The organism is Pseudomonas sp. (genome assembly GCF_049300855.1).
Taxonomy (GTDB): Bacteria; Pseudomonadota; Gammaproteobacteria; order Pseudomonadales; family Pseudomonadaceae; genus Aquipseudomonas.
The window spans coordinates 39,027-57,651 of the sequence record NZ_JBAQKH010000029.1; the positions used below are offsets into that span (position 1 = coordinate 39,027).

Genomic DNA, 18,625 nt, shown 5'->3' on the forward strand with positions numbered 1-18,625 from the left:
GTTGGTCGCCCTTTTTTATGTTGATGAAGTTAGTGGGTACTGTTGTCGAGTGTGGACTAACGTCAGTATTTTGATGCGCCCGTTCACTCGATAGACCAGTAGATAGTTTGGATTGACCACCATTTCCCGAGTGCCTGGTATTCGACCGGATCTGTAACCATAGGGAATTGATGAAAGCCTTTGCGTTGCTGCACCCACTTTGCGTTGCAGAGCCGCTGAAGCGTTGGAATTGTATTGTTCAATGTAATCGATAATGTCAGCCAGATCGTCCAGAGCTTGATCACTCCATTCAAGCGGCAGTGCGTCGATTCTCGCGTTTCTCTTCTAATAGTTGGTCGAGCCGCACCATGGCTTCCTCATGGGGAATGCCCGGGCGAGGATCATCCAGTGCAGCCTGCACCTTGGCACGAAACCAGCGATCGTAGCTCTCTGCCTCTTCTTCGGATTCGAAGTCAGAGTAAAACGGGGAAAGTAATATGCTCATAGTGATCTCCGTGATCAATCTCAGCAGTTTAAGGGGGGAATGGCCCATTGTCGTCACTGGCTGACGATGCACCCCATGAGCCCTTGAGGATCCATGGGATAACGGAGCCCAGTATCTGTAAGCGCACCCTTTACATCTGCCAGACGTTTCCCCCTGTTATCCGGTAATTTCGACCGCCACTGTAGGCGTATTCCTCCCCTCCGTTTTTAAGGTTTTCAGGCTACAAAACCGGGTGTTCTTTCCTACAAATACACTCAGAACGCATAGGGAATACTCACCTTCGCCCACAACATTTCCCCCTCCGGCCGGTTCTCCACATCAAACTCCTTGGCCCAGCGAATCTCCGCACTGGCGTACTTGAGAAAGGTGAAGTGCAGCGCCGGGCCAATCGCGAACACCTTGCCGCGCACGCCGTCATCAACGTCCTGCCCGGCGAACTGCACGGTGTGGCCGAACTGTTTGTCGTCGGTGGTCTGCTGGAGGAAGTAGCCGTTGACGCCGAGCATCAGGTCGTCGGTGACCTTGTAGCTGGCCGAATAATCGAAGTGGAAAATCTGCCCGGACTTGTAGTCGGTGTCCTTGTTCTTTTCATTGAAGCTGTAGGTGGTCTTCATCGAGACTTCGGTGCGTTCAGTCGGCAGCCAGGTGAACGAGAACAGCGGTTTGTAGGTGTAGAAATTGTTGCTGGTGTTGGCCAGCCGATCGACGCTGTATTCGCCGGTGGGCACGGTGACTTCCAGGGCGGCACCGAGGGTCAGGTTTTTGCCCATGTCCCACAGGATGATTGGTGCAATCGTGGTATCGCCCATGCCTTCGCGGGTGTCGCTCAAGCCGAACACCGAGACTTCCTGCTTCAACCACGGCTGGGCGATGTAACCGGCCAGACGGCCGCCGAACACACGCACGGGGCTTAAATAATCGAGACGTGGAATCACCGCAGTGGATTCGATTTCGACCTTCGGCACCTTGCCGCCCAGCGAGCTGATGTTGAGCTTGGTCGATTTGTAATGGTTGTAGTAGAGGTTGAACGCGACCATGTTCTCCGGAAGGCTGTCGACTTCCAGCGGCAGCATGAAGAAGCCGTCGGTGCCGGGGCCGATGTTGTCAACGCCGGCTTCGGTGGCCAGCGCCGGCAGGGTTACGGCGCAGCCCAGCAAGGAAAGGGCCATGGGCAAAGGGAATGTCGCGCGGTTCGGGTGCATATCCGTCCTCATTATTATTGTGTTTTGGGCGCAACGCCGGCACGCAGTTCGCCGGGCCACTATAGAAATAAGCGCTTGGCGCCCGGCGGGGCAGGGTATTGGCGGACAGTTAGGGGGACTTCTGCGGACAGTCGGCCAACCCTGTGCTAACTTCCTTCGACATAACCGGTTACAAAAATAACAATCAAGCGTGATCCGGAATGTCAGCCCCCATGAACGTAAAAGTCCAAGACCCGACCTTTGAATTGGCGCTGGTCTCGCCGTTTCTTTTGCAAACCCTCGCTGAAGTTGCGCAGAACAAAGGCATCGATCCCCAGAGCCTGTGCCGTGGGCTGGGTTTCACCCTTGAGGATCTGCAGGATCCGGCGCAGCGGATTTCCTATCGTCAGGCCGTAGCGATGATTCAGCGCGCGCTCAAAGTGCTGCCCAATCAGGGTTTGGGATTGTGGGTCGGCGCGCAGAACGTACTCGGCACTTTGGGCCTGCTCGGGCACGTACTGTCGTTGTGCAAAACCCTGCGCGATGCTTTTGCCTTGGGCATCCGCCATCAACACACCTCCGGCGGGATTGTGGTTTCCAGCGTCGATGTGGTTGGTGAACAGCTGCATCTCGATGCCGAATGTCGCTTGCCTTTTGCCGATGTGCAGGTGTTTGCGGTCGAGGAGTTTTTTGCCAGTTTGCTGGTGTATGGCCGAGCGTTGGCGGGCGCCGATTTCAAGCCGATTGCCGTGCAATTCATGCATGCCGCGCCGGACTATCTCAGTGAATATCACCGTTTGCTCGGCCCGGACGTGCACTTCGGTTGCCTGCACAATCGCATGTTGATCGACGTGCAGTGGCTGGACGTGAACCTGCCCAATCACCATGCCTTGGCGCTGCGTCAGGCGGTTGCATTGCTGGAGCTGGAAGCGGCGCAGGTGCATCAGAAGCTCGATCTGATTCAGGCCGTGGAGCGGGCGATTGCCCGGGATCTGAGTAGTGGCAGTCACATTGAAAAGATTGCCGGCGATTTGAACATGAGCAGTCGCACGTTGCGTCGGCGCTTGACTGAGCATGCGTTGACGTTTGAAGCGTTGCTGGAGCAGGTGCGGCAGGCGCGGACCTTGAGTTTGCTGGCCAATCCGGATATGCCGATCGAGCGGATTACCGAGGAGGTGGGCTACAGCGATGTGCGCAGTTTTCGTCGGGCGTTCAAGCGCTGGACGGGGATGAGCCCTAGCGCCTGGCGTAATGACGCCAACCCTCACCCCAGCCCTCCCGAAACGTCGGACCGCCCAGAGGGAGAGGGGGCCGACCGAGGTGTCTTGCGAGTTACATCGACCTGAAAGATTTTTGTCGATTATGGATTCGGTACAGCACGCTCAAGTCGGTGTAGATCTCAAATATCCCCCAATCAGTTCCCTCTCCCCCCGGGAGAGGGCTAGGGTGAGGGGCTTTTGACTTCCATCCAAACCCCCACAAACCCTCCGGCCACAGGTAAACTCCCGCGCACTTTCCCAAGGAGTTCACATGAGTTACTACCAGCCGGGCATTCTCGCCACCCCAGTTCCTGCGCAAGCACGTCACCTGTTTTTCGCCCTTGAAGCGGTTGAAGCCCTGCCGCAGGCGATCGACAACCTGATCAATCAGGTGGATGGCACGTCGGCGGTGGTCGGTTTCGGCGAATCCCTGGCCAAGGCGCTCAACGTGCAGATCGACGGCCTGCGCAGCTTCCCGGCCATGAGCGGCGTTGGCGTAGAAAACCCGTCGACCCAGCACGCACTGTGGGTCTGGCTGCACGGCGTTGACCGTGGTGAACTGCTCAACCGCTGCAACGCCCTCGAAGCCGCACTGGCGCCGGCTCTGCGTCTGGTCGAGATGCAGGAAGCCTTCCGCCACAAGGACGGCCACGATCTGACCGGCTACGAAGACGGCACCGAAAACCCGCACGACGAGGCGGCCATCGCCGCCGCCCTGCAAAGCGCCGGCACGGACGGCATGGTCGGTGGCAGTTTCGCCGCGATCCAGCAATGGCAGCACGACCTCAAGGGTTTCCACAAACTCTCGGCTGACGACAAAGACAACATCATGGGCCGTCGCCTCAGCGACAACGAAGAGATCGACGACGCACCAGTCTCCGCCCACGTCAAACGCACCGCGCAGGAAAGCTTCGCCCCGGAAGCGTTCGTCGTGCGTCGTTCGATGCCGTGGATCGAAGGCGATCGCGCTGGCCTTATGTTCCTCGCTTTCGGTTTCTCGCTGGATGCCTTCGAAGCGCAACTGCGCCGTATGAGCGGCCTGGAAGACGGCATCACCGATGGCCTCTATCGCATCAGCCGCCCGATTACTGGCGGCTACTACTGGTGCCCGCCGCTGAAGGACGGTCACCTCGATCTGCGCGCCCTGCGCATCGGCTAAAGGAAGAGACATGGACGTGGTGCGTTGGGGCATGATCGGTTGTGGCAGCGTCGCCGAGCGCAAGAGCGGGCCGGCCTTCTACAAGGCGCCCGGTTCGGCGCTGGTGGCGGTGATGGGCCGACGCCTTGAGGCCGTGACTGACTACGCCGCGCGCCACGGCATCGAGCGGGTCTACACCGACGTCGATGCGCTGATCAACGATCCCGAGGTCGACGCGGTATACATCGCCACGCCACCCGACAGCCACCACGCCTACAGTCTCAAAGTTGCCGCGGCCGGCAAGCATTGCTGCGTGGAAAAACCCATGGCGCTGCATGCCGGGCAAAGCCGTGAAATGCAGCAGGCGTTTGCCGATGCGGGATTGCACTTGTTCGTTTCCTACTATCGCCGTTCGTTACCGCGTTTTGCGCAGGTGCGGCAATGGTTGGAGGAGGGGCGCATCGGTGACGTGCGGCAGTTGAGCTGGACGCTGACCAAGGCACCGTCAGCGGCGGATCTGGACGGCAGCAATAACTGGCGCACCGATCCGGCGGTGGCCGGTGGCGGATACTTTGCCGATTTGGCCAGCCATGGCTTTGACCTGTTCCAGTACCTGCTCGGCGACATCGTTGAAGTCGCCGGTTTTACCGCGCGTCAGGCCGGGTTGTATGCAGCGGAAGATGCCGTCAGCGCCAGTTGGCGGTTCGCCTCCGGGGCGCTGGGCATGGGTTGCTGGAGCTTTGTCGCGGATCGGCGTGAGGATCGGGTCGAGATCATTGGCAGCCTCGGGCGGATCAGTTTTTCGGTGTTTGATGATCATCCCGTGCAACTGCATGCCAATGAACATCTCAGCCTGGAAATCCCCCATCACGAACACATCCAGTGGCATCACGTGCTGGGCATGAATGCGCACATTCGTGGCGAATCCAAACACCCCGCCGTCGCCGAGCAAGCCCTCAAGACCGACTGGGTCATGGATCAGATCCTCAAACGCCACTGACCCATCAGATCTACACCATCCCCTGTGGGAGCTGGCTTGCCAGCGATAGCGGTGGTTCAGATAGCCAATCAGTTGGCTGACAGGACGACATCGCTGGCAAGCCAGCTCCCACAGGGAATCGCGTGTGTCCTGCGTCTAAGGTTATGCCCAAACAATATTTCTCAACCTCGTCATAACAACTCTAAGATCACGTCATAACTCGTTATAACAAGTGATCCCGTGATGACCGATAACGTTCTTTCCCTTAATAGCGTTCCTCTGCACACCCAACTGCGCGACGTCCTGCGTGCGCGGATCCTCGACGGCGAATACCCGCAAGACAGCCAGATGCCCTCCGAAAGCGAACTCGGCGCCTTGTTCAAAGTCAGCCGCATCACCGTGCGCCAGGCCTTGGGCGATCTGCAAAAAGAAGGGCTGATCTTCAAGATCCATGGCAAAGGCACCTTCGTCGCCAAGCCGAAAACCTTTCAAAACGTCAGCAGCCTGCAAGGCCTCGCCGAGTCGATGACCGGCCGTGGCTACGAAGTGATCAACCGCCTGCGTAGCTTCAAATTCATCCCGGCTGACAAGCGCGTCGCCGAGCGTTTGCAGGTTGTCGAGGGTGAAATCGTCGCGCAGATCAAACGCGTGCGCCTGATCAACCGCGAACCGATCTCGCTGGAAATTACCTACTTGCCCAAAGCCGTCGGCGAGCGGCTGGAGAAGGCCGATCTGGTCACCCGTGACATTTTTCTGATCCTCGAAAACGACTGCGGCATCGCCCTCGGTCACGCCGATCTGGCCATTGATGCGGTGCTCGCCGACAGCGACCTGACCCAGGCGCTGAACGTCGAGGCCGGCTCGCCGATCATGCGCATCGAGCGCCTGACCCACGACGCGCAAGGCCAGCCGCTGGACTTCGAACACCTTTACTACCGTGGCGATGCGTTCCAGTACCGCCTGCGGATCGACCGGCAAAAAGGGGAGCAGGCATGACCCGCAACGTGCTTGAACAGGAATACGACATCGTCGTCATTGGCGGCGGCACCGCAGGCCCAATGGCCGCGATCAAGGCCAAGGAAAACAACCGCGACTTGCGCGTATTGCTGGTCGACAAGGCCAACGTCAAACGCAGCGGCGCGATCAGCATGGGCATGGACGGCCTGAACAACGCGATCATCCCCGGCCACTCGACACCCGAGCAGTACACCAAGGAAATCACCATCGCCAACGACGGCATCGTCAATCAGGCCGCCGTTTACGCCTATGCGACGCACAGCTTCGAAACCATCGAACAGCTTGATCGCTGGGGCGTGAAGTTCGAGAAGGACGAAACCGGCGATTACGCGGTGAAAAAAGTCCACCACATGGGCGCCTATGTGCTGCCGATGCCGGAAGGGCACGACATCAAAAAAGTCCTTTATCGGCAGTTGAAACGTGCGCGGGTGAGCATCACCAATCGCCTCGTCTGCACGCGATTGCTGACCGACGAGGAGGGCACCGTCAACGGTGTGATGGGTTTCGACTGCCGCACCGCTGATTTCCATGTGATCAAAGCCAAAGCGGTGATCCTCGCCTGCGGTGCTGCCGGACGCCTGGGTTTGCCATCCTCCGGCTACCTGATGGGCACCTACGAAAACCCGACCAACGCCGGCGACGGCTATGCGATGGCCTATCACGCCGGCGCCGAACTGGCCAATCTCGAGTGCTTCCAGATCAACCCGCTGATCAAGGATTACAACGGTCCGGCCTGTGCCTACGTCACCGGCCCGCTGGGCGGCTACACCGCCAACAACAAGGGCGAACGCTTCATCGAGTGCGACTACTGGAGCGGGCAGATGATGTGGGAGTTCCACCAGGAACTGGAGAGCGGCAATGGCCCGGTGTTTCTCAAACTCGATCACCTGGCGGAAGAAACCATCCAGAACATCGAGGAGATTCTGCACAGCAATGAACGCCCGAGCCGTGGTCAATTTCACGCCAATCGCGGCACTGATTACCGCACGCAGATGGTCGAAATGCACATCTCCGAAATCGGCTTTTGCAGCGGCCACTCGGCGTCCGGCGTGTGGGTCAACGAGCGCGCGGAAACCTCGGTGAAAGGCTTGTACTCGGCGGGCGACATGGCCGCCGTGCCGCACAACTACATGCTCGGCGCGTTCACTTACGGCTGGTTCGCCGGGCACAACGCCGCAGACTTTGTCGCAGGGCGCGAGTTTTCCGCGCTGGATACCGAGCAGATTGAAAAGGAAAAGGCCCGGGTCTACGCACCGCTGGATCGCGAGCACGGTCTGCCGCCGGCGCAGGTCGAGTACAAGCTGCGGCGCTTCGTCAACGATTACCTGCAACCGCCGAAAGTCACCAAGAAGATGCAGATCGGCCTGCAGCGCTTCAGCGACATCGAACGCGACCTCGAGCAGATGAAAGCCAACAACGCCCACGAACTGATGCGCGCGATGGAAACCAGCGTGATTCGCGACTGCGCCGAAATGGCCGCCCGCGCCTCGTTGTTCCGCGCCGAAAGCCGCTGGGGCCTGTACCACTATCGCGTCGATCATCCGCAGCGCAACGACAGTGAGTGGTTCTGCCATTGCCATTTGAAGAAGGGTGATGACGGCCAGATGACCAGTTTCAAGAAAGCCGTCGAGCCTTACATCATCCCGCTCGACGCTGAAGAAATGCAGGCTTACGACCGCTTGCGGGTCGGCGCTTTCGCCGCTTGAGACATCAATAACCAGAGAGCCCGAACCATGGCCTATCAAGCTCAGGAAATCTTCTTCCGCTCCAACGCCCCCGTCACCGTCGACGAGGACAAATGCATCGCCGAAAAGGGCTGCACCGTGTGTGTCGACGTTTGCCCGATGGACTTGCTGGCGATCAACCCGGCGACGCAGAAGGCCTACATGGCGTTCGATGAATGCTGGTACTGCATGCCGTGCGAGAAGGATTGCCCGACCGGCGCCGTCAAAGTCGACATCCCCTATTTATTGCGTTGAAACCCGATCGAAATGTGGGAGCGAGCCTGCTCGCGAAAGCAATCGTTCATTCAACATTGATGGTGACTGGCACGCCGCCTTCGCGAGCAAGCTCGCTCCCACAGTGGATCGAGTTACTGCACAAATTGAATACGCCAGAAATCCTGTGGGAGCGAGCTTGCTCGCGAAGAGGCCACCCCAGACAACCCAAAGCCATCCGGCAAACACCCGGACGCTGGATTCACCGAAAACCCCTCGTTTCCCACCGCGCCCTGATCGCGGCGGAGACGAACTCAAATAAATGATTCGAGGGGAAACACTCATGTTGCGTGCAGCAATCGCCGGTCTGCTACTGGCTTCAATTACCGTGTCGGCCTCGGCCGAAACCATCCGCATCGCCATCGGCACCCAGGACACCACCATCAACTGCGCCGCCGGCGGCTTGTTGATTCGTGAACTCGGTCTGCTCGACAAATACCTGCCCCACGACGGCGCTTACAAAGACGCCCAGTACGACGTGCAGTGGAAGAATTTCACCAGCGGCGCGCCACTGACCAACGAGATGGTCGCCGGCAAACTCGACTTCGGCGCCATGGCTGATTTCCCCGGCGCATTCAACGGCGTTGCCTTCGAAACCGCCGGCAAACACAGCCTGTTCATCAGCGTGTTGTCGGGCAGCATCAAGGGCAGCGGCAACGGCATTGTGGTCCCGAGCGCGTCCGCTGTGCAGTCGCTCAGTGAGCTCAAGGGCAAGACCATTTCCGTGCCATTCGCTTCCACCGCCCACGGCATGCTGCTGCGTGCCGTGGCGGCGCAGGGCTGGGATCCGCTCAAGGATGTGAACATCATCGCCCAGCCGCCGGAGGTCGCCGGTTCTGCGCTGCAAGCCGGCAAGATCGACGCTCACGCCGATTTTGTGCCATTCGCCGAACTGTTCCCGAGCCGGGGTTTCGCCCGCAAGATTTACGACGGTGCTCAGGCCAATGCGCCGACGTTCCATGGTGCGCTGGTGGATCAGGCGTACGCGAAGAAGTACCCGGAAGTCGTCGTTGCCTATTTGCGGGCGAGCATCGAAGCCAATCAATTGCTCGCCGCCGAGCCGGAGAAATACAGCGAGCTGATCGCCAAAGTCACTGGCGTTGATGCCGAAGTGAATTACCTGTTCCACGGCCCGCTTGGCGTGCAGACCCGCGACCTGAGCTGGAAGCCGGAATATCGTCAGGCGGTTGGCACGGCGATCGACACGTTGAAATTGCTGAAGAAGGCTGATCGCGGGCTCGATCTGAACAGCTTCATTGACGATCAGTACATCCGTGCGGCGTTCAAGGCGTCGGGTCTGGATTACACCGCGCAATTGGCCAATTACGCGCAGACGCCGTTGCAGGCTACGGATGCGGCGACGGGCAAAGCGATTACAGACTTCAGCCATGTCGCGGAAATCTGGGTGCGCGGTGAGGACAAAGTGCGCCAATACGCGTCAGCGGAAGAGGCGTTTACTGCGCTGGCGGCTTTGAAGCAGGCAGGTAAAAACATTCGGGCGGTGTATGCACAGGCCAGTGACAGCGGGATCAAGTTGCTGGCGGAGCAGGCGTGGTTTGCCAGTGATGGCAACGGGCGGTTGAGTGCGTTTTTGCTTAAGGGGCAGGCTCAGCAATTTGCCTCGGCGCAGGGGGGCAAGGTTTTCGATTTTACGGATGCCACGACCCAATCCGTCGTCGTCCGCTAGTTGAAGATCAACAGCCCCTCACCCTAGCCCTCTCCCAGAGGGAGAGGGGACTGAGCGTGGTGTTTGGACTAGCTACGCCGACCTGAAATATCGAGTCGAACTCAGGTTTGAAAGGCATGAAGATCAGCTCCCTTTCAAGCTGAACGCAGGTTTTGAAAAGCACGCAGGTCGGCTCCCTTTCCCCCTCGCCCCCTTGGGGGAGAGGGCTGGGGTGAGGGGGTAAATCTCAGCCATCAAACAGACCCGGAACTGGAAACCTGATCAATGAATTCACCCGCCCTACGCTGGACATCAAGAGCCTCATCCTTGCTGCTCTGCCTGCTGTTCTGGCAACTCGCCGCCAGCCACCACTGGAACCTCGGCCTCGTCACCTTCGCCAACGTGCCGACACCCATCGCGGTGATCGAAGCGGCACTCGGTTTGGGCGACTCCGGCAAGCTCCTGCAACACCTCACCGCCAGCCTCAGCCGCGTCTTCGCCGGCTACCTCGCCGCGCTGGTGATCGGCATCGCCCTCGGTCTAGCCATCGGCCGTTCGAAATGGGCCGAAGACCTGCTGCTGCCCCCACTGGAAGTCCTGCGCCCAATCCCTGCCGTCGCGTGGATCCCGCTGGCGATCCTGATGTTCCCATCCTCCGAACTGTCGATGGTCTTCATCACCTTCACCGGCGCGCTGTTCCCGATCCTGCTCAACACCGTGCACGGCGTCGAAGGCGTCGACCCGCGCCTGATCGCCTCGGCGAAAAGCCTCGGGGCAGGGCGCCGCGCCATCCTGCTCGAAGTGATTCTACCCGGGGCCGCACCGAGCATCATCACCGGCCTGGCGATCGGCATGGGCACGTCGTGGTTCTGTCTGGTCACAGCGGAAATGATCTCTGGCCAGTTCGGCATCGGTTACTACACCTGGGAGTCCTACACGATTCAGAACTACGCCGACATCGTCGTCGGCATGCTCCTGATCGGCGTGTTGGGCATGGGCAGCAGTCTGCTGATCAAACGCCTCGGCGGGCTGTTCACGCCCTGGCATCGACCGCGAGGAAAAGCCTGATGAGCGTGATGCAAACCCCGGAAGGGCGGATCGACATCCGCCAACTTTCCATCGTCCTCGGCCATGGTCGGGAAGCGTTCGAAGCCGTGCGCGAACTCGATTGTCAGATCGAACCCGGCCAGTTCGTCTGCATTCTCGGCCCGTCCGGTTGCGGAAAATCGACTTTGCTCGGCGCCTTGGCCGGGCATCTGAGTGCGCATGCCGGTAGCCTGAAAGTCGATGGCAGCGAAGTGTCCGGGCCGTCACCGCAGCGCGGCATGGTGTTCCAGCATCACACGCTGTTTCCGTGGCGAACGGTGCGTGACAACGTCGCCTTCGGCCTGAAAATGCGCGGCGTCGGCAAGGCTGAGCGCCATCGCGCCGCTGACGAGATTCTCAAACTGGTCGGCCTCGAAGGTTTCGCCGAACGCTGGCCCGATCAGCTTTCCGGCGGCATGCAGCAACGCGTGGAAATCGCCCGTGTGCTGGTCAATCGTCCGCGCCTGTTATTGATGGATGAGCCGTTCGGCGCACTGGATGCGCTGACCCGGCTGAACATGCAGGAACTGCTGCTGGACATCTGGACGCGCATCCGCACCACCGTGGTTTTCGTCACCCATGACATCGACGAGGCGCTGTTTCTCGCCGATCGCCTGCTGGTGATGAGCGCGCGGCCGGGGCGAATCATCGAAGACTTGCGTCTGGATTTCGCCCGGCCACGCACCAGTGAACTGGTCACCAGTCCTGAATTCTCGCGCCTCAAACGCCACTGCCTCGACCTGCTGCGCCACGACAACGACCGACCGCTGCCGCGCCTCAATCCGCTCGGCCTGCCTCCTGAAAACCCTTTGCCGCGATTTGCCCTATGACCTCTATTTTTGCTGTGACCGATAACCAAGACATCCTTGCCCTGCAACCGCGCCTGACCGCTGAAGACGCCGGTGTGCGGCGTATTGCGCTGATTGATCTGGCCGATCTCGAAGAGCCGGATGGCTTGCTCTGGCTGGTCGATCGCCTCGGCCAGGATCCCGCCGAAGAAGTCCGCGCCGAAGCCGCGAGGTTGCTGGAGGCTTGGGAAGATGAGGCCGTCGTGCAAGCGTTGTGCGAGGCGCTGACTGACCCGTCGCCCGCCGTGCAATCCGCCGCTGCGCAAAGTCTGAGTCTGCTCAAGACTGAAGCAGCGGGGCGGGTGATTCTGCCGTGGACGGATCACGCGGATGTCAGCGTGCGCATCGCCGCATTCCGCGCGCTACGTGAATTGCGTTTTGCCGACGCAGCACCGGCGGCGGTCGCTGCGCTTAACGATGCTGACGCCAATGTCCGTCGCGAAGCGGTCGGCGTGCTCGGCTGGCTCAAGCAACTCGACGCACTGCCAGCCCTGGCGCGATTGGCCAGCGATGATCCGGACACCGAGGTCCGCCGCGCGGCTACCGGTGCTTTGGGCCTGGCCTCCAGCGCCGAAGTCCTCCCGGCCCTGCGTCAGGCCTTGCAGGACAACGCCTGGCAAGTGCGCGAAGAAGCCGCCACAACCTTGGGCAAGGTCGGCCATATTGACGCTGGTTCAGCACTGGTCGACGCCTTGAGCGACGATTATTGGCAAGTGCGCCTGCGCGCCACCCGCAGCCTTGGTCGTTTGCGGTTTGCACCGGCGCTGGATGCCTTGATCGAGACCCTCGGCCATCGCATCAGCAACCTGCGCAAAGAGGCCGCGCTGGCCTTGGGCGAACTGAATGATCGCGGCGCCGTGGCCGCGTTGCAGGCCGCACAGGATGACGGCGACCCGGAAGTGCGCAAAGCCGTGCGCATTGCCTTGAGTCAGTTGCAATGAACCCGTTATCGGTGGGGAATTCGCAAAGCGAAGGCACCTTACGCTTGAGTTGGCCGGATGGCCGCGAACAACAACTCAACCACGCCGAACTGCGCCGCCAGTGCCCGTGCTCGCAATGCCGCGCGTTTCGCCTCAAAGGCCTGACGCCGCTGGTCGATGAACGCGTACGCCTGATCGAACTCAACCCGCAGGGTTACGGCGTGCAACTGGTGTTCAGCGATGGCCATCAACGCGGCATCTACCCGTGGGCCTATCTGGCAAACCTCATACCCTGAGAGCACCATTTACCCTGTGGGAGCTGGCTTGCCAGCGATGGCGGCTTGTCAGTCAACACAGATGCCGGATGTGCCGGCCTCATCGCTGGCAAGCCAGCTCCCACAGGGATCTTCAGTGTTTGGTTAATTCGTGGCCGTCATCGACGGCCGGCAGCCATGAAAAATATCCAGCCCCGGCTGATACACCGAGGTCTTCACCTCAAACAACCCCAGCACCGAATGAAACAGGTTGTCGTGGCTCAAATCCGCCTGCCCGGTCTTGCCCTGTAGACATCCACGATCAATTCCTTCACTCGCCAGCGTGCCGTCGCCAAACCACATCACCATCGGCACATGCGTTTGCGCTTCCGGCGCCAGCGCATAGGGCGCCGCGTGCAGGTACAGACCGTTCTCGCCCAGCGATTCGCCGTGGTCGGAGACGTACACCATCGAGGTGTCCAGCGAATCCTGATTGCGTTTGAGCAACTCAATGACCTTGGCGAGGAAATGGTCGGTGTAGAGGATCGTGTTGTCGTACACGTTCACCAGCTCATCGCGGCTGCAACTGCCCAACTGGTTGGTGTGGCAGATCGGTTTGAAGCGCTCCATGTTTTTCGGATAGCGCTCGTAGTATTCCGGGCCGTGGCTGCCGTCCGCATGCAGGACGATGATCGCGTGGCCCTTGAGGCTGTCGATGTAGCTTTGCAGATCTTGCAGCAGCGCCTCGTCGAGGCAGTTGTTGCCGTCGCAGAATGGCCCCGGCTGATTTTTTGCAATATCGCGATGTGGCACGCGCAGGCACGTGCCTTTGCAGTCGCTGTTGTTGTCCAGCCACAGCACTTGCACGCCGGCGCGCTGGAGGATGTCGAGCAGGCCTTGGTAGGTTTTGCCTTTTTTGTCGCTGTAATCCTCACGCGGGAACATCGAGAACATGCACGGCACCGAGACCGCCGTCGAGGTGCCGCAGGAATGCACCTGGGTGAAATTGAGGATGTCGAGTTTGCTCAGTTCGGGGTTGGTCTCGCGTGCATAGCCGTTCAGCGAGAAGTGATCGGCGCGCGCGGTTTCACCGACCACAAACACCATCAGCGATTTCTTCTCGCGACTCGCCGCTTTAGCGCTCATCACCGCGTCTTCACCGATGGCCTGCACCACGAAATGCTTTTTGATGCCCAGGCGTTGTTTGGTGTATTTGCTGATCGCGTAGATGTAGTTGGTCGGGTTGATGAAGTGGGTCAACTTGTCTTCTTCGCGGAAAATCGGCGCGTAAGTCGAATAGAACGCGCCCACCGACGCGGCGATCACCAGCACACAGGCGATGATCACCAGAATCTTGTTGAGCAAGCCGCGAAACAACGGCCGGTAACTCACCGGCCAACGCCAGATCAGCGCCGCCGGCAACACGCCGAGCAACAGCAGGTAAGCCAGCAGTTTGCCGTTGAACAGCGCGGTGGCTTCGGCGGGGTTGGTTTCAAAGACGTTCTGGATCATCACCGTGTCGATGGTGATGCCGTATTCGTTCATGAAATACGCGGCGCACGCCGAGAGCAGGGCGACCACGGTGAGCGCTGGTTTCAGCGTCCAGCGAAACGACACCAGGGTCAGCAGCAGGGTGATCGCCGCCCACAAAAACAGCCCGAACGAGGCGAAAAACGCCACTTTGTGCGCGCCTTGCAGGGTAATCAGCGTACCCAACGCCTTCCAGGTCGCCAGGTTGTACAACGCCACCAGCGCCAGGGAAAACAGCAGCACCAGTCGGGTAGGAGTGATGGACGGTAAACGCAGTCCGTTGCCCAAAGCCATGTCAAACATTCCTCTACATGAATAGAACACCACGCGGTTGCGCGTGTAACTGTAGAAGAACATTAGTAAAAAATTCGTAAACATCCTGTAACAACTACCGAATACACAGCGAACCCTGTAGGCCTTCGGTGGTGTCAGAAAGATTTGCTGACGCTGGCGACGACGGTGGCAGTGCACACATCTTTGAAACCCCAATTGCTCAGACATTGGGTTTGTGAGAGATCAGTGTCGATATAGCTCAACCCCAACACCACCCCGGCCAGATTGTGGGTGAGTTTGACTTCCCACTCCCGATAACTGTCCTCCGCCTGCCCGGACGCCGAGTACAAATGCGGATCCTTGAAATCCATCTTGCCGTAACGCAATTTCAGCCCCGAGTCGTAAGGCAACTCGGTTTCATAACCGATGTAGCTGTACAGCGAACTTTGCTTGCTATCGATTCCCGGTGCATCGCTGGAGTAATACGCCGCCAGTTTCACCCCGTAAACCCCGAGAATCCCGTAAACCTCGCTCTGGTTGAACTGGCTTTCCTTGGGGTAGGCGTACTTGATGTAGCCCAGATCGAGGCTGACATCCTCGGTCGCCTGCCACAGCCAGCCGCCGTAGTAATCGACTTCCTGGCGGGTTTTCAGGCCGCCGCCGAAATCGACGTTCGAGCTCCAGGCGCCAAGGTATAGGCCACTGCTGTGCGCGAGGGTCAGACCGGCCTGTACGGCGGGGTCATTCTGGGTCTGCGAGATGCCACGGGTGCGGTAATCGCTGGCCAGATTCAGGTCTACCACCAGCGCAAAGTCATCGTTTAAAGGGATCGCAAAACTGCTCAAAGGCAGCAGACTGAAAAAACTCAGGGCGAACAGGGGCAAGGCTTTCATGTGAAGTCCCGATGTTGTGGTTATTTTTGGGCAGTACGAAAACTATGTGTGGGAATGCCATATCGGCCACCCTCACAAAACATGTGGGAGCGAGCTTGCTCGCGAAGGCGGTGGGTCAGTCAGTGAAGATGTTGAATAGACTGGCCTCTTCGCGAGCAAGCTCGCTCCCACAGGGTGGATGGTTGTTGTTATTGGGTGGCGGTGTAGACCTGGCGGCCAGCGAACCAGGTTTGCAGGACCTGAGTGTCGTGCAGGGCCTTGTTGTCGACGCTGAACACGTCGCGGTCGAGGACGATAAAGTCAGCCTGCTTGCCTGGCGTCAGCGAGCCGATCTGTTTCTCCAGGCCAATTGTCCGCGCCGCGTTGACGGTGTAGGCGTAGAACATGGTGTCGCGGTCCAGACGCTCGTCGGCATTGAGCACGCCCAACGGGCCAACGCGGGTGATCGCCTGCGCCATGGCGTTGAACGGGTTCGGCGTCGACACCGGCCAGTCACTGGCGCCGGCAATCGTCGCGCCCTGTTTCAGCAGCGAATGCGCCGGGTACTGGTAGCGAAAGGCGAGGGCGCTGACGTAGGGCTTGATCATGTCGGTGGTGTAATCGTCGGCGCTGGCCCACAGCAGTTGCATCGAGGCGATCACATTGAGCGGTTTGAAACGGGCGAACTCTTTCGGGTTGACCATTTGCAGGTGAGTGATCGAATGGGTCACGCCGCTCTGGCGATCCTTGCGTGCCTGGGCGATGCCGTTCAGCGACTCACGCACCGCGCGGTCGCCGATCGCGTGGATGTGCACCAGCCAGCCGCGCTGGTCGATGGCGCTGACCAGTTCGCCGAAATGTTGCGGATCGATCAGCAGTTCGCCCTGTTTGTGCGAGTTGCTGTACGGATCGATCATCGCCGCGCTCTGCGCCGGGAACTCGATCACGCCGTCGGCAAAGATCTTGATCCCGGGTAACGTCAGATTGGGGATGCCCTGAAATTGCTGGCGCACCTTGTCCAGCGTATCGAGGTCGGCGGGCACACTTTTCGGGTTGGCCACCAGCAACGCGGCGACGTGCACGCTCATGTCGCCGCTTTCCGACAGCGCTTTATAGGCCGGCAGCACGCCGACGGTTTTTTCGGTCGGTTTGAGCGCGAACACCGCTTCGCCCGGCGCGGCGTTGGCGGCCGGGTCCATCCACGCGGTGATGCCGAGGCTGTTGTTGTAGCGCACCGCAGATTTCGCCGCGTTCAACATGTCGGCGGGGCTCGGCACCGGCATTTTCGAGGCGACCCGGTCCCAACCGGCGTCGACCACAAAGCCGTTTGGCTCACCGTTGGCCAGTTTGCCGATGGTGTCTTTTTCCGCGTCGGGCAGGGTTTGCAGCAACGCGGCGTCGATGCCGGCGCGTTTGAGCATGACGTTGTTCGCCCACGCGGTGTGGTGGTCGCTGCCGATGAACACCACTGGCACATCGGCCCATTCGCCGCTGTTGAAGGTTTTGCCGAGCGCCTCGGCTTGCGCCCAGTAAGCCGAACTCATGCCGGCGATGCTCAGCACATCACCGTGTTTCGCTTTGCCGTCTTCGCGCCAGTCGCGCAGGCGTTTTTGCAGCTCGTCGAGGGCGACGACTTCGTCCTCCATGTTCGCCGAGACCATTTCCAGTCCGCCGAAAATCGCGTGGGAATGGCTGTCGATCAGGCCGGGCATCAGGGCTTTGCCCTTGAGGTCGATCACTTGGGTACCGGGTTCGATCAAGGCTTTGATCTGCGCATCGCTGCCGACTTTCAGCACCTTGCCGTTCTCTACGGCCAGTGCCTGCACCTTGGGTTGCGTGCGGTCGGCGGTAAAAATCTTGCCGTTGAGCAGCACCAGATCGGTGGCGGCCATGGCTTCCATCGAGGCAAAACTTACGGCAAGTACCAACAGCTTCGGGATGAATCTTTTCATTGAAGATTTCCTTGTTATTGCGTCTGATGGCCAGATTAGTGGCTGGCAGCGGCTGACAGAACGCCTCCCTCACGAAAAACGTTTTTGCCTGAATGGAAAAAGCATGGACAAGTTGGGTGCATTGAAAATGTTCGTGGTTACCGCGCAACTCGGCAGCTTCAGCCGCGCCGCCGAGCAGTTGGGCAAGACGCCGTCGGCGCTGACCAAAGCGGTCAATCACCTGGAATCGGAGCTGGGTGCGCGGCTGTTCGAGCGCAGCACGCGGCGGATCTTGCTGACCGAAATCGGCCGGGTCTACCTGGAAACCGCGCGGCTGGTGTTGCAGCGGCTGGACGAGGCCAGCGAAGAAATCGAGCAGTTGCAGCACGGCTTGCGCGGCAGCCTGAAAATCACCGCGCCACTGGCGTATGGACGGGCGTTTCTCGATCAGGTGTGTGACGGTTTTTTGCAGCAATACCCGCAGATCAGCCTGCAAGTGGACCTGTGCGATGCCTTCGTCAATCTGCTGGAAAGTGGCTACGACCTGGCGTTGCGCGAAGGCCACGATGATTTGCCGGGGTTGATTGCGCGGGTGGTCGGCAGTAATCGTCTGGCCCTGTGCGGCAGCCCGGAATATCTGGCGCGCAAGGGATTGCCGGTCAATCCGCAGACGCTTGAGCAGCATCAATGGCTGCTCTATCAGCACCCGTTGCTCAGCCGCGAATTCTGGTGGGCCGAGCGTGACGGGCAGCGCTTGAGCCTGGCGCAACCGGCGGCGCCGCTGTTGCGCAGTGACAATTACGACTTGCTGCTGGCCAGTGCCCTGGCCGGGCGCGGTTTGCTGCACACGCCGCTGTGGAGCGCCGCGCCATACATTGCCGACGGGCGACTGGTGCGGGTCATGGCGGATTACGAAATCGATCCGGATACGTTTGGTCCGCACATTCTCTCGGTGTATCCGAGCCATCGACGGGCCACGGCCAAGGTCGTTGCCTTCATCGATTACATCGCCGAATTCCTAGCCGAACGCGGCTTAAGCTGACTGATCGTTCCCACGCTCCGCGTGGGAATGCCTCTGGGGACGCTCTGCGTCCAGTGACGCGGAGCGTCACGGGCTTCATTTCCACGCGGAGCGTGGGAACGATCAAATCGCCGCATTTCTCGCCGCACGTGGCTTGAGCTGACTGGCG

Annotated in this window: 18 protein-coding genes; 12 read left to right on the top strand and 6 right to left on the bottom strand. The window is 59.8% G+C overall.

The features are described 5' to 3' along the window. Nucleotides 1-15: 15 nt before the first annotated feature. The 3 genes from WA225_RS15375 to WA225_RS15385 all read right to left on the bottom strand — a co-directional run bounded on the left by WA225_RS15375 (nt 16) and on the right by WA225_RS15385 (nt 1,686). The gene (locus WA225_RS15375; protein ID WP_422608925.1) at nt 16-309 is read right to left on the bottom strand and encodes a type II toxin-antitoxin system RelE/ParE family toxin; all 294 of its coding nucleotides are present in this window, start codon (nt 307-309) and stop codon (nt 16-18) included. After that, complete coding sequence (locus tag WA225_RS15380) at nt 290-484, bottom strand: stability determinant (RefSeq protein WP_422608547.1); 195 nt, start codon at nt 482-484, stop codon at nt 290-292. The genes WA225_RS15375 and WA225_RS15380 overlap by 20 nt, the downstream gene beginning before the upstream one ends. A gap of 254 nt (nt 485-738) precedes the next feature. Further along, nucleotides 739-1,686, bottom strand: a complete 948-nt coding sequence (locus WA225_RS15385) for a SphA family protein (RefSeq protein ID WP_422608548.1) — start codon at nt 1,684-1,686, stop codon at nt 739-741. 212 nt (nt 1,687-1,898) lie between these two features. On the opposite strand from WA225_RS15385, the gene WA225_RS15390 reads away from it, so the two are divergent. The 11 genes from WA225_RS15390 to WA225_RS15440 all read left to right on the top strand — a co-directional run bounded on the left by WA225_RS15390 (nt 1,899) and on the right by WA225_RS15440 (nt 12,871). Then, entirely contained in the window at nt 1,899-3,011 is a 1,113-nt protein-coding gene (locus WA225_RS15390; protein ID WP_422608549.1) for an AraC family transcriptional regulator, read from the top strand. A gap of 184 nt (nt 3,012-3,195) precedes the next feature. Beyond that, complete coding sequence (locus tag WA225_RS15395; RefSeq protein ID WP_422608550.1) at nt 3,196-4,083, top strand: Dyp-type peroxidase; 888 nt, start codon at nt 3,196-3,198, stop codon at nt 4,081-4,083. Between the two features lie 10 nt (nt 4,084-4,093). Then, nucleotides 4,094-5,062: a Gfo/Idh/MocA family protein gene (locus WA225_RS15400; RefSeq protein WP_422608551.1), complete on the top strand. Its 969-nt coding sequence runs from the start codon at nt 4,094-4,096 to the stop codon at nt 5,060-5,062. A gap of 222 nt (nt 5,063-5,284) precedes the next feature. Further along, complete coding sequence (locus WA225_RS15405; protein ID WP_422608552.1) at nt 5,285-6,037, top strand: GntR family transcriptional regulator; 753 nt, start codon at nt 5,285-5,287, stop codon at nt 6,035-6,037. Beyond that, nucleotides 6,034-7,764, top strand: coding sequence for a fumarate reductase/succinate dehydrogenase flavoprotein subunit (locus WA225_RS15410; RefSeq protein WP_422608553.1), 1,731 nt, complete (start codon nt 6,034-6,036; stop codon nt 7,762-7,764). The genes WA225_RS15405 and WA225_RS15410 overlap by 4 nt, the downstream gene beginning before the upstream one ends. Nucleotides 7,765-7,791: 27 nt before the next feature. Further along, complete coding sequence (locus tag WA225_RS15415; protein ID WP_003225615.1) at nt 7,792-8,037, top strand: 4Fe-4S dicluster domain-containing protein; 246 nt, start codon at nt 7,792-7,794, stop codon at nt 8,035-8,037. A 280-nt stretch (nt 8,038-8,317) separates the two neighbouring features. Next, nucleotides 8,318-9,742 carry an ABC transporter substrate-binding protein gene (locus WA225_RS15420; protein WP_422608554.1) on the top strand — a complete coding sequence of 475 codons (1,425 nt, stop codon included), beginning with the start codon at nt 8,318-8,320 and terminating at the stop codon, nt 9,740-9,742. Nucleotides 9,743-10,006: 264 nt separating this feature from the next. Continuing rightward, a complete protein-coding gene (locus WA225_RS15425; protein ID WP_422608555.1) occupies nt 10,007-10,789 on the top strand; it encodes an ABC transporter permease in 783 nt (260 codons plus the stop codon). After that, a complete protein-coding gene (locus WA225_RS15430) occupies nt 10,789-11,637 on the top strand; it encodes an ABC transporter ATP-binding protein (RefSeq protein WP_422608556.1) in 849 nt (282 codons plus the stop codon). Before WA225_RS15425 ends, WA225_RS15430 begins: the two co-directional genes overlap by 1 nt. Continuing rightward, nucleotides 11,634-12,596 (top strand): HEAT repeat domain-containing protein, encoded by a 963-nt coding sequence (locus WA225_RS15435; RefSeq protein ID WP_422608557.1) that lies wholly within the window; start codon nt 11,634-11,636, stop codon nt 12,594-12,596. The genes WA225_RS15430 and WA225_RS15435 overlap by 4 nt, the downstream gene beginning before the upstream one ends. Next, nucleotides 12,593-12,871: a DUF971 domain-containing protein gene (locus tag WA225_RS15440; protein WP_422608558.1), complete on the top strand. Its 279-nt coding sequence runs from the start codon at nt 12,593-12,595 to the stop codon at nt 12,869-12,871. The genes WA225_RS15435 and WA225_RS15440 overlap by 4 nt, the downstream gene beginning before the upstream one ends. A 123-nt stretch (nt 12,872-12,994) precedes the next feature. Here the strand turns inward: WA225_RS15440 and WA225_RS15445 are convergent, their stop codons facing one another. From WA225_RS15445 to WA225_RS15455, 3 genes are all read right to left on the bottom strand, one after another. Continuing rightward, the gene (locus tag WA225_RS15445; RefSeq protein ID WP_422608559.1) at nt 12,995-14,653 is read right to left on the bottom strand and encodes a phosphoethanolamine transferase; all 1,659 of its coding nucleotides are present in this window, start codon (nt 14,651-14,653) and stop codon (nt 12,995-12,997) included. A 134-nt stretch (nt 14,654-14,787) separates the two neighbouring features. After that, entirely contained in the window at nt 14,788-15,525 is a 738-nt protein-coding gene (locus WA225_RS15450; protein WP_422608560.1) for a TorF family putative porin, read from the bottom strand. Nucleotides 15,526-15,713: 188 nt separating this feature from the next. After that, nucleotides 15,714-17,456, bottom strand: a complete 1,743-nt coding sequence (locus WA225_RS15455; RefSeq protein ID WP_422608561.1) for an amidohydrolase — start codon at nt 17,454-17,456, stop codon at nt 15,714-15,716. Between the two features lie 103 nt (nt 17,457-17,559). Here WA225_RS15455 and WA225_RS15460 point away from each other — a divergent pair, with 103 nt between their 5' ends. After that, on the top strand, nt 17,560-18,477 hold the full coding sequence (locus WA225_RS15460) for a LysR substrate-binding domain-containing protein (protein WP_422608562.1): 918 nt from the start codon (nt 17,560-17,562) through the stop codon (nt 18,475-18,477). Nucleotides 18,478-18,625 lie beyond the last annotated feature (148 nt).

What these genes read in the sequence shown, in the direction of transcription:
- WA225_RS15380 (WP_422608547.1), bottom strand. Translation starts at nt 484, where the DNA reads ATGAGCATATTACTTTCCCCGTTTTACTCTGACTTCGAATCCGAAGAA.
- WA225_RS15385 (WP_422608548.1), bottom strand. Translation starts at nt 1,686, where the DNA reads ATGCACCCGAACCGCGCGACATTCCCTTTGCCCATGGCCCTTTCCTTG.
- WA225_RS15390 (WP_422608549.1), top strand. Translation starts at nt 1,899, where the DNA reads ATGAACGTAAAAGTCCAAGACCCGACCTTTGAATTGGCGCTGGTCTCG.
- WA225_RS15395 (WP_422608550.1), top strand. Translation starts at nt 3,196, where the DNA reads ATGAGTTACTACCAGCCGGGCATTCTCGCCACCCCAGTTCCTGCGCAA.
- WA225_RS15400 (WP_422608551.1), top strand. Translation starts at nt 4,094, where the DNA reads ATGGACGTGGTGCGTTGGGGCATGATCGGTTGTGGCAGCGTCGCCGAG.
- WA225_RS15405 (WP_422608552.1), top strand. Translation starts at nt 5,285, where the DNA reads ATGACCGATAACGTTCTTTCCCTTAATAGCGTTCCTCTGCACACCCAA.
- WA225_RS15410 (WP_422608553.1), top strand. Translation starts at nt 6,034, where the DNA reads ATGACCCGCAACGTGCTTGAACAGGAATACGACATCGTCGTCATTGGC.
- WA225_RS15415 (WP_003225615.1), top strand. Translation starts at nt 7,792, where the DNA reads ATGGCCTATCAAGCTCAGGAAATCTTCTTCCGCTCCAACGCCCCCGTC.
- WA225_RS15420 (WP_422608554.1), top strand. Translation starts at nt 8,318, where the DNA reads ATGATTCGAGGGGAAACACTCATGTTGCGTGCAGCAATCGCCGGTCTG.
- WA225_RS15425 (WP_422608555.1), top strand. Translation starts at nt 10,007, where the DNA reads ATGAATTCACCCGCCCTACGCTGGACATCAAGAGCCTCATCCTTGCTG.
- WA225_RS15430 (WP_422608556.1), top strand. Translation starts at nt 10,789, where the DNA reads ATGAGCGTGATGCAAACCCCGGAAGGGCGGATCGACATCCGCCAACTT.
- WA225_RS15435 (WP_422608557.1), top strand. Translation starts at nt 11,634, where the DNA reads ATGACCTCTATTTTTGCTGTGACCGATAACCAAGACATCCTTGCCCTG.
- WA225_RS15440 (WP_422608558.1), top strand. Translation starts at nt 12,593, where the DNA reads ATGAACCCGTTATCGGTGGGGAATTCGCAAAGCGAAGGCACCTTACGC.
- WA225_RS15445 (WP_422608559.1), bottom strand. Translation starts at nt 14,653, where the DNA reads ATGGCTTTGGGCAACGGACTGCGTTTACCGTCCATCACTCCTACCCGA.
- WA225_RS15450 (WP_422608560.1), bottom strand. Translation starts at nt 15,525, where the DNA reads ATGAAAGCCTTGCCCCTGTTCGCCCTGAGTTTTTTCAGTCTGCTGCCT.
- WA225_RS15455 (WP_422608561.1), bottom strand. Translation starts at nt 17,456, where the DNA reads ATGAAAAGATTCATCCCGAAGCTGTTGGTACTTGCCGTAAGTTTTGCC.
- WA225_RS15460 (WP_422608562.1), top strand. Translation starts at nt 17,560, where the DNA reads ATGGACAAGTTGGGTGCATTGAAAATGTTCGTGGTTACCGCGCAACTC.